The organism is Citrobacter sp., from assembly GCF_050252275.1.
GTDB lineage: Bacteria > Pseudomonadota > Gammaproteobacteria > Enterobacterales > Enterobacteriaceae > Citrobacter_A > Citrobacter_A amalonaticus.
Genome location: NZ_JBFWLF010000231.1, coordinates 1 through 7,349, shown reverse-complemented (window position 1 = coordinate 7,349; position 7,349 = coordinate 1). Strand labels below are relative to the sequence as shown.

The window sequence follows — 7,349 nt, the reverse complement described above, 5'->3', positions numbered from 1 at the left end:
GTGTAGAGCCGATGATCCGCAATGAGGAAGTCGAAGAAGTTTGCCATCATTGTAAGGGTAAGGGAGCTATCTCGACAGCATGCAGAGGATGTAAGGGGAAGGGAACTGTACTTGATGAGAAGCGCACGAAACTCCACGGTGTGCCGGTAATGAAAGTATGCGGTCGCTGTAATGGCAATCGTTACAGCAGGCTGCCAACAACGATCGCCCGGGCACAGGTGCAAAAGGTCATTCCAGATTTGACGAATTACAACTGGTACAGCGGTTATGGTGAAGTGATCAATAAGCTGATCACTAAATGCTGGCAGGAAGAGGCATTCGCAGAGCTGCAATTACGAAAAGTGACACGATAGCCACATTTTTTATAACTTTCGTTGCACGATGCTTGCAATGTTCAAAAAATGTGGTTAGCATTTTCGTAACGATGGGCATTGAATGTCTAACGTTTATAAACCCGCTCAGGCGGGTTTTTTGTTGCATGTTTTTTAAACTACTTGTATTGTGACTTGTGTCACGGTTTATTGTGGCTACTAAAACATGGAGCTATGTCATGAGCGACGTTTTAAGATCAACTAGGAAAGTTGTAGCTTATGTTGGAAAAAGTGAAGCTGGCTCAGTTATGATTTCTACTGATCAGCATAGCATTCAACTGAACACTGGTTGGCAACTCCCAATCATTAAGGTGAATAAGCTGTCACATTCCTATGAGGTTCATATAGAACCGCATCATAAAAACCTACATCCATCACGATGGTAGAAGTAAGATTTTTGAGGCTGCCTACGGGCGGCCTTTTTTATACCTGCGGCTTCCTGTTTAGGAGGCTTTTGCTGTGAAAATGGGCGGCTGGTGGAAGAGAACTAAATCTAGTTGATATGTGTTATCACTATACTGCTGACGGTGAGTTCTATCTACCTAGCGAGAGATACTTAGAAAAAGCCAGCTAGGAAGTTACTTTTTGTTATTTTTCATAATGCAATTGTAATTTATATAAATGCAAATCCCCAAATCAATAGGTCACCATAATGGTGGCCTATTTTGCTTTTGACTTCGAGTCACCACCATTTATCACATAGTAGTAGTTCCCCCGACTGCCTGAATTTCTTTCTCACTACACAGCGCCATCCGAGCTATCGGAGGTGAGGCCTATGAAAATGCCATACAAACAAGATTTCATCGCTGCGCTACTTGCTGCCAGAGAGCAGGGTGTTGGTGCAATGCTAGCTTTTATTATGGCGTACCTGCGTGGTCGCTATAACGGTGGCGCCAAGATGAAGACGCTAATTGATGCGCTGATGTGCGCGATGATCGCCTGGTTTATTCGTGACCTGCTCGACTTCTCCGGATTGAGTAGCAACCTCGCATACATTGCCAGCGTCTTTATTGGATACATCGGTACCGATTCGATCGGCAATCTAATTAAAAAATTCGCAGCCAAAAAGGCGGGAGTTGACGATGCAAACCAGTAACGAGCCACGCTGGCTGGTGGAAGGCCGGAAATACATTGGGCAGATGGAAATTAATGGTCCGCGCCATAATCCGCTGTTGCTTCAGTTCTGGAAGGATATTCACCGTGCCGGAATCAAAGATGACGAAACCCCTTGGTGTGCAGCATACGTCGGCTCAATGCTTGAGCGCGTCGGAATCAAATCCACCCGTTTCGAGTCTGCAAAATCCTATCTCAACTGGGGCGTCGAACTTCGCGAGCCAGCCTATGGCTGTGTGGTGGTATTCAGTCGCGACGGCGGCGGCCATGTCGGATTTGTGGTCGGGCAGCACCAGAACGGTGACCTGATGGTCCTCGGTGGTAACCAGTCCGACGCTATCAATATTCGTGCATTCTCACGTTCCCGCGTGACGAGTTATCGTTGGCCGGTTAACGAGCCGAGGGATAGCCGCCTGTTACCGTTGATGAATGGCACCAGTTCGGTGAAAGAATCATGATTGAAGCTCTACTGGCATCACTGAAAACGTCATGGCGCTGGTGGCTGGCAATTATCGCGGTGGTTATTGTCGTTGGCGCTATCGCTATTCTCGTTGTTCTGCTGGCAAACAGACAGGCTGACCTGATCACAGCGCAAAGCGATAAGCGCGTTCTGGAGCATGATAACGCGCTACAGGGGCAGGTCATCGCGGTGCAGGCTTTCAACTTCAACCGCTTCAATCAGGTGGCTGAGAATGCCAGCCGCCTTAATTCGTTGATCGATGCAGGTACCGAAAAGACTGTCATCGAATATCGGGAGATTCTTCGACGTGAAAAAAACTGTGATCTGCCTGTTCCTGCTGATGTCGCTGGTGGGCTGCTCAGCTACGCGAACAGTTTACGTGCCGGCGCAATGCACGCCGATTCCGGGAACGCTGACGCAGCCGGTGATAGCGCCACTTCCACCGGCACGCTGACATATTGCCAGGCCGTTCTCTGGATTAAACCGTTGCTGGCCACCATCGAGAAAGCGAACAGCCAGCTCGCCGCGATCCGCCAGATTGAGCAGGGAAGACGATAGTTCCCTCTCACAAAATGTATTGCTTACTTTTTTCCATTTCGTCATGTTTGCCTTTCCTGCGCTTAAGCGCATTCAAATAGAAGGCAATAACATTATGAATATTTTATTAAAATGTGGATACCCAGACCGTACTGAAATTTATTACGGGTCGGCTTTCACTGGCGGTAACATGTTCTTGAATGAAATGGTTTCAATTGGTAATGATAGCCGAATCTTAAGTAGTAAGAGGGTGAGCTTGAAAAATAAACTTCCTGATCACCCGATACCAATAATGTTCGAAGATAAAGGGAATGGCTGACGTGTTAGCGCATTCACAATTTGGTGAGAGAGTCGAATAACCAATCACGGGCCTCGCAATAGCGGGGCTTTTTAACAACTGAGGAATGAGTATGACAGTAGTTCTTACAGCTAAGCAGATTGAAGACCTGGCAGCTTTCGCGATAGAAGACGGTGCGCCTCAATACACCATCACCACTGGAACAATTCCGGAGTTTGAAGCGGATGATGGCGAAATTATTCCTAAATACACTGGGCTGATCGCGTATTCCGATTCACTTGAGCATGGTGTGTTGCAACTCGACTACTGAGTGACCATTATAAAGCTCACCTGCTGGTGGGCTTGATAATGGTTATCCCCTCCATGGGATATGGCATGATTTATACCTACTAAGGGATAAGAGATAGAGTTGGCTTTATATCTATGTTGGAAATGAACATACATCGATTACTAACGAAATGTCTCCTCAGCCTCTAGCAGGTAGGCCTTGTAAAACTCTATCCCCAGCTCTGCTATGAGTATTGGACTCTTGGATTCCAGCACCTCACCCAAATGAGCGGTCGGAGGGTTATAAGTGACTCCCCTGTTACGACAAGGGATTGCCTCAACAGTGCTGGGATGAAGTTCTAACTTAATTGGTGAGTACGGGATTATAGTGGCGTTGCCATTCTCATCAATAGTCATGGACTTGATATGAACAGCCCCTCCTGGGGTAGGTGGATTAATTGAAAAACCACCAGAAATAAATTTCGAAGTATCAGCAATTCCATGATGAGCTGAGTTTCTTGCTTGTTTGAGATAAATAAGCAAAGAGTCTGTTGATCTTAAGTGATTCGTTTTGGAAGAAAAAGATGGGTATTTATGATGGTATTCAACCGCAACTTTTATTCTGTTAAATACATTTTCAATACGGCTTAAAAAATCACTCCAAGCTTCATCATACTCATCATATGTATTAGCTAACTTCATGCGGCTGACACAACGCTTAGCTCGTATTAATTCTTTTTTTGCTGGATTCAGGTCCATTTCACCCACCGTGTTCTTAGATAAGTGTATTCAAGCTAACTCTTCCGAGAATTTCTTTCAATGGAGATGGTATGAAGGTCACTATCGATGGTGTCCCTCATGCCTCTGTTCGCACGACTTTAATGCGGATCGGCATTGCTATAACAATACACAACCGCCTTAGGTAAGTTTTTAATGCTATCACTATGGGCAGACCCTAGTGATAGCTTAAGGAGAGGTATAAATGCCGCCACGCACACCAAAAGCCTGCCGTGTTCGCGGCTGTCGCTCGACAACAACCGACCCGTCAGGCTACTGCGAATCGCATAAAGGCGAAGGCTGGCGGCAATACAAGCCAGGACAATCAAGGCATCAGCGCGGTTATGGAACGAAGTGGGAAGTGATACGAGACCGTATTCTGAAGCGTGATAGCGGTCTGTGTCAGAATCATCTCAGGCAGGGGATCGTCAAGCCGGCTTCCTGTGTCGACCACATCAAAGCGAAGGCTCACGGTGGCACGGATGATGACAGTAACCTCGAGAGTCTGTGTTGGTCGTGCCACGCTGCGAAGACCGCGCGTGAGCGGCTTAAGTGATAATGATTATCATCTGATATCAGCCAGGGGAGGGGGGGCAAAATCTCTGCGACCGCCTTCCTTCCGGACTGCCCGCCTCCCCGAATTTTTATACCCGCGAAAAATGAAATTTAACCAGGAGTGCCGCATATGGCTGGAACGGCAGGGCGTTCCGGGCGTCGCCCCAAGCCAACGGCGCGCAAGGAACTGGCCGGTAACCCCGGCAAGCGAGCCCTGAATAAAGAGGAACCGGTCTTTACACCAATTAAAGGTGTAGCGCCGCCAGACTGGTTCACAGAAGACAATCTCCCGCTGGCTTCCGTCATGTGGGAACTGACCACAAAAGAGTTATGTGGGCAGGGGCTGCTGTGCGTTACCGACCTGGCGGTTCTTGAGCGCTGGTGTGTGGCTTACGAATTCTGGCGCCGTGCCGTGAAGAAAATCGCGTCGGAAGGTAACACCATCGTCGGCGCGATGGGCGGCAGGATAAAGAACCCCGAGCTGACCGCCAAAAAAGAGCAGGAATCGGAGATGAGCTCCACCGGATCCATGCTTGGCCTTGACCCCAGTAGTCGCCAGCGTCTTATCGGCCTGGCCGGGCAGAAGAAAACCGCTAACCCATTCCTGAAGATGATCAACTCATGAGCCGGAAATCGTACCCTAACGTCAACGCCGCGAATCAATACGCCCGCAACGTTGTGCGGGGAAAGATACCCGCGTGCCAGTTTGTGCTTCAGGCCTGCCAGCGCCACATCGACGACATGGCTCAGGAGAAAAGCCGCAAATTCCGGTACCGCTTTGATAAGGACATGGCGGAGAAGGCCGCGAAGTTTATTCAATTGCTGCCGCATACCAAGGGCGAATGGGCGTTCAAACGGATGCCGATCACCCTGGAGCCGTGGCAACTTTTCATCATCTGCTGTGCCTTTGGCTGGGTGCAAAAGGGGACAAGGCTGCGCCGCTTTCGCGAGGTTTACACCGAGATCCCCCGTAAAAACGGTAAGTCGGCGATCTCCGCCGGCGTGGCGCTGTACTGCTTTACCTGTGACAACGAATTCGGCGCGGAGGTGTATTCCGGCGCCACGACTGAAAAACAGGCGTGGGAAGTGTTCCGTCCTGCACGGCTGATGTGCAAGCGGACTCCGCTGCTCGTCGAAGCGTTCGGCATCGAGGTGAATGCCTCCAACCTGAACCGGCCTGAGGACGGTGCGCGGTTCGAACCGCTGATTGGCAACCCGGGCGACGGCGCGTCGCCGCACTGCGCCATCGTCGACGAATACCACGAACACCAGACCGACTCGCTCTATACCACCATGCTGACCGGAATGGGCGCGCGTCGCCAGCCGCTGATGTGGGCGATCACCACCGCCGGTTACAACATTGAAGGTCCGTGCTACGACAAACGCCGCGAAGTGATCGAGATGCTTAACGGCTCGGTACCCAACGAGGAGCTGTTCGGCATCATCTACACGGTTGATGAAGGCGACGACTGGACGGATCCGAAGGTGCTGGAGAAGGCGAACCCGAATATGGGCGTCTCGGTGTACCGCGATTTTCTTCTCAGTCAGCAGCAGCGCGCGATTAACAATGCCCGGCAGGCGGGCGTTTTTAAAACCAAGCATCTGAATATCTGGGTGGCGGCGCGGGCGGCTTTCTATAACCTTGTGTCCTGGCAGAACTGCGAAGACAAAACGCTTACGCTCGAGCATTTCGAAGGGCAGCCCTGTGTGCTGGCATTCGACCTTGCACGCAAACTGGATATGAACAGCATGGCGAGGCTGTTCACCCGCGAGATTGATGGCAAAACGCATTATTACAGTGTGGCGCCACGCTTCTGGGTACCGTATGACACGGTTTACAGCGTGGAGAAAAACGAGGATCGCCGCACTGCTGAACGCTTTCAGAAATGGGTGGAGATGGGTTACCTCACCGTCACCGATGGCGCGGAGGTGGATTACCGCTACATCCTGGAGGAGGCCAAAGCAGCGAACAAACTGAACCCGGTCACCGAGTCACCGATTGATCCCTACGGAGCAACCGGGCTTTCTCATGACCTGGCGGATGAGCAGCTTAATCCCGTTACCATCATTCAGAACTACACCAACATGTCAGACCCGATGAAAGAGCTTGAAGCGGCGATCGAGTCCGGCAGGTTTCATCATGACGGCAACCCCATCATGAGCTGGTGTATTGCCAACGTGGTGGGGAAAAACATCCCCGGCAATGACGATGTGGTGAAGCCCATCAAAGAGCAGAACGAAAACAAAATCGACGGCGCAGTGGCGCTGATTATGGGGATTGGCCGTCTGATGCTCTATGAGAAAGTTGACACCCTTTCTGATCGCCTTGAAACGCACGGCATACGTTCACTTTAACTGAGGCAATTATGATCCTGAATATTCTCACCCCAACTGTCGGGGTGCTGGGAGCACTGTTGCTCTCTTATGGGGCATGGTTGGTGTATCCGCCTGCTGGTTTTATTGCTGGTGGTGGGCTGTGCCTTTTCTGGTCATGGCTGGTTTCCAAGTATCTGCTGAGGGGGTAACGAATGTTTTTCCCCGGATTATTCCAGAAAAGCGGAACTCCTGTTTCAACCCCAGCACAACTGGCAGAAATGGCAGGCTATTCGTACGACACCTACACAGGAAGGCGAGTCAGTTCACGCCGCGCGATGCACCTGACGGCTGTGTTTGGTTGCATCAGGGTGCTGGCAGAGTCGATGGGTATGCTTCCATGCAACCTGTTAAAAGTTACCGGTGACCGCAAAGAAAAGGCGGTTAATGAACGTCTTCACAAACTGCTATCGGTTCAGCCTAACGAGTACATGACCCCACAGGAGTTCTGGGAGCTGATTATCGTTTGTCTGTGTCTGCGCGGGAATTTCTACGCGTACAAGGTTTACGCTCTGGGAGAGGTTGTTGAGCTGCTTCCGCTCGATCCTGGCTCTGTAGTACCAAAATTAAACAGCAAGTGGGAGCCGGTTTACCAGGT

The 7,349-nt window shown here is 50.4% G+C and carries 11 protein-coding genes; 10 read left to right on the top strand and 1 reads right to left on the bottom strand.

The features are described 5' to 3' along the window. The 5 genes from AB7E14_RS17505 to AB7E14_RS17485 all read left to right on the top strand — a co-directional run. On the top strand, window positions 1-353 hold a 353-nt coding region (locus AB7E14_RS17505; RefSeq protein WP_428169737.1), incomplete at its 5' end, for an antitermination protein. A gap of 793 nt (window positions 354-1,146) precedes the next feature. Beyond that, complete coding sequence (locus tag AB7E14_RS17500) at window positions 1,147-1,467, top strand: phage holin, lambda family (protein ID WP_428169736.1); 321 nt, start codon at window positions 1,147-1,149, stop codon at window positions 1,465-1,467. After that, entirely contained in the window at window positions 1,454-1,942 is a 489-nt protein-coding gene (locus AB7E14_RS17495; RefSeq protein ID WP_428169735.1) for a TIGR02594 family protein, read from the top strand. Before AB7E14_RS17500 ends, AB7E14_RS17495 begins: the two co-directional genes overlap by 14 nt. Further along, complete coding sequence (locus tag AB7E14_RS17490; RefSeq protein ID WP_428169734.1) at window positions 1,939-2,502, top strand: hypothetical protein; 564 nt, start codon at window positions 1,939-1,941, stop codon at window positions 2,500-2,502. Before AB7E14_RS17495 ends, AB7E14_RS17490 begins: the two co-directional genes overlap by 4 nt. A gap of 389 nt (window positions 2,503-2,891) precedes the next feature. Next, a complete protein-coding gene (locus AB7E14_RS17485; protein ID WP_428169733.1) occupies window positions 2,892-3,089 on the top strand; it encodes a hypothetical protein in 198 nt (65 codons plus the stop codon). Between the two features lie 140 nt (window positions 3,090-3,229). Here AB7E14_RS17485 and AB7E14_RS17480 read toward each other — a convergent pair whose 3' ends face one another. Then, a complete protein-coding gene (locus tag AB7E14_RS17480) occupies window positions 3,230-3,805 on the bottom strand; it encodes a hypothetical protein (protein ID WP_428169732.1) in 576 nt (191 codons plus the stop codon). Window positions 3,806-4,028: 223 nt separating this feature from the next. On the opposite strand from AB7E14_RS17480, the gene AB7E14_RS17475 reads away from it, so the two are divergent. The 5 genes from AB7E14_RS17475 to AB7E14_RS17455 form a co-directional block, all read left to right on the top strand. Then, complete coding sequence (locus AB7E14_RS17475) at window positions 4,029-4,379, top strand: HNH endonuclease signature motif containing protein (protein ID WP_345769371.1); 351 nt, start codon at window positions 4,029-4,031, stop codon at window positions 4,377-4,379. Window positions 4,380-4,508: 129 nt separating this feature from the next. After that, window positions 4,509-5,003: a phage terminase small subunit P27 family gene (locus AB7E14_RS17470; RefSeq protein ID WP_428169731.1), complete on the top strand. Its 495-nt coding sequence runs from the start codon at window positions 4,509-4,511 to the stop codon at window positions 5,001-5,003. Continuing rightward, complete coding sequence (locus AB7E14_RS17465) at window positions 5,000-6,733, top strand: terminase large subunit (protein WP_428169730.1); 1,734 nt, start codon at window positions 5,000-5,002, stop codon at window positions 6,731-6,733. The genes AB7E14_RS17470 and AB7E14_RS17465 overlap by 4 nt, the downstream gene beginning before the upstream one ends. Before the next feature lie 11 nt (window positions 6,734-6,744). Next, complete coding sequence (locus AB7E14_RS17460; protein ID WP_252437596.1) at window positions 6,745-6,903, top strand: hypothetical protein; 159 nt, start codon at window positions 6,745-6,747, stop codon at window positions 6,901-6,903. Window positions 6,904-6,906: 3 nt separating this feature from the next. Next, window positions 6,907-7,349: phage portal protein (locus AB7E14_RS17455; protein ID WP_428169729.1), on the top strand; the 443-nt coding region annotated here is incomplete at its 3' end.